The organism is Actinotalea ferrariae CF5-4 (assembly GCF_000603945.1).
In the GTDB taxonomy this organism is placed as follows: domain Bacteria; phylum Actinomycetota; class Actinomycetes; order Actinomycetales; family Cellulomonadaceae; genus Actinotalea; species Actinotalea ferrariae.
In genome coordinates this window covers 1-1,694 of the sequence record NZ_AXCW01000327.1, presented here as the reverse complement: position 1 = coordinate 1,694, position 1,694 = coordinate 1, and the positions used below count along the sequence as shown (strand labels likewise).

The 1,694-nt window shown below is 78.2% G+C and carries 2 protein-coding genes and 1 pseudogene; all 3 read right to left on the bottom strand.

Going from position 1 to position 1,694, the window contains the following annotated elements:
• On the bottom strand, nt 1–522 hold a 522-nt coding region (locus N866_RS17170), incomplete at its 3' end, for a DsbA family protein (RefSeq protein ID WP_034228811.1).
• Between the two features lie 97 nt (nt 523–619).
• Complete coding sequence (locus N866_RS17165) at nt 620–1,165, bottom strand: hypothetical protein (protein ID WP_034228809.1); 546 nt, start codon at nt 1,163–1,165, stop codon at nt 620–622.
• A gap of 92 nt (nt 1,166–1,257) precedes the next feature.
• Nucleotides 1,258–1,694, bottom strand: a pseudogene (locus N866_RS21595) (serine/threonine-protein kinase); the annotation flags it as partial.

Sequence of the window (1,694 nt, the reverse complement as noted above, 5' to 3'; positions counted from 1 at the left end):
CGCCGCGGCGGCCGCGGCGCGCGTGGAGTACTGCGACCCGGCGGCGGCGCGGTCGAGGATCGACACGAGGTGGTACTCGGTCACGACGTCACCGGCCGAGCGCAGGTCCGCCAGGACGGGGCCGTTCGTCTGCTCGAAGAGCTGGCAGAACGGGCAGAGGAAGTCGGAGTAGACCTTGACGGTCACGGCGTCGGCGTCGGCACCCTCGGCGGAGCCGGCCACGCCGTCCGGGCCGACGACGATCGCGCCGTCGGCGGTGGCCCCGGGCGGGGCCGCGATGCCCTCGAAGGGGTCCTCGGCGTCGGTGAGGTCCGGGACGTCGATCGTGGCGGATGCCGTGCTGCCGGCGTTGGCGAAGATGAACGCGACCACGCCGCCGATGGCGAGGAGGCCGACGACGAGCAGCGAGATGAGGATGGTGCGCTGACGGCGGGCCTCGGCGGCCTGCTGCTCCTTCTGCAGGCGCTCGGCGACGGCCCGCGCCTCCTCGCGCTGGGTGCGGGTGGGCTTGGTGCTGGACATGGTGACCTCGGGTGGCTGGGGACGCAGGGCGTCGGGTGGGACGGGCGCGGGTGCGGTGCCTGGGACGCCGCCCGGGGGCGGTCGACGGGGTCGGTGCTCAGGCGCCGAGCAGGACCGGGGGGCCGCGCCGCAGGGCCGCCGCGTCGAGGACCGGGCGGACGACCTCCCGCACGACCGTCGCGACGACGGCGTGCGGCCGGTCCACGACCGCGCGGGGCCGGCCGGGCAGGGTCGGCAGGACGGCGCCGAGGACGGCGCCGACGGCCCGCACAAGTACCCCGGCGCCGGCGACCACGGCGGCCGCGGCCAGCAGGCTGAGCAGGTGCGCGACGACGACGGGGACGGCGACGAGCACGAGCAGCCCCATCACCTGGCCCGGCTCCCCGCCGACGGCGAGCGTGCCGGAGGGGCAGTCCGCGTCCGGGCGCAGGAGCGCCAGGCGGATGCCCAGGCCCCCGGTGAGCCCGTCCGCCGGGAGGCACCGGTGCACGAGGACCGGCGCGTGGGCGCCGAGCGCGGTGACCCCGGCCAGGAGCGCGAGCCACGCCGCGGCGACGCGTGCGGACAGGCGTGCGGGCAGGCGTGCGGACAGGCGTGCGGGGACCCGGCGGGGAGCCGCCGTGCCACGTCGCGCCGGCTGCATGCGCCCAGGGTACGAGCCGCGGTCGGGCCCGGTCCTGGGACCTCCGACCTTTGTGACGGCCGCAGCCGGAAAAAGCCGATCGCGCCGCCGCGTCACCGCAGCTCGGGCGGGCCGGGCAGCGGCCACCACACCGTCTCCGCGCCCACCGACGTCTGCACGACGAGCACCGCCGCCGCGAGCGCGAGCAGCACCAGCACCGTCGCCCCGACCCGTCCCGGGGCGACCGTCCGCAGCACCCAGCGGGCACCCGTGCGGGTGGTGCGCATGAGCGGCCCGAACCACAGGACCACCAGACCCAGGGCGGCGGCGGCGGCCAGGAGCGCCGGCGTCACCCAGGCCGCGTTGCCGACCAGCTCCCCCGCGGGCTCGCCGGGCGCGGGCGCGGCGAGGACGAACCGGCCCGACCCCACGAGCCACCAGGTCACCCCGCCGACGACGACGACCGTGCTCGCGGCGACGACGGCCGCGGGCAGCACGCCGAGGACCCCGAGCAGGAGGTACCACGGCGCCGCGAGCGCCGAGCGGGCGG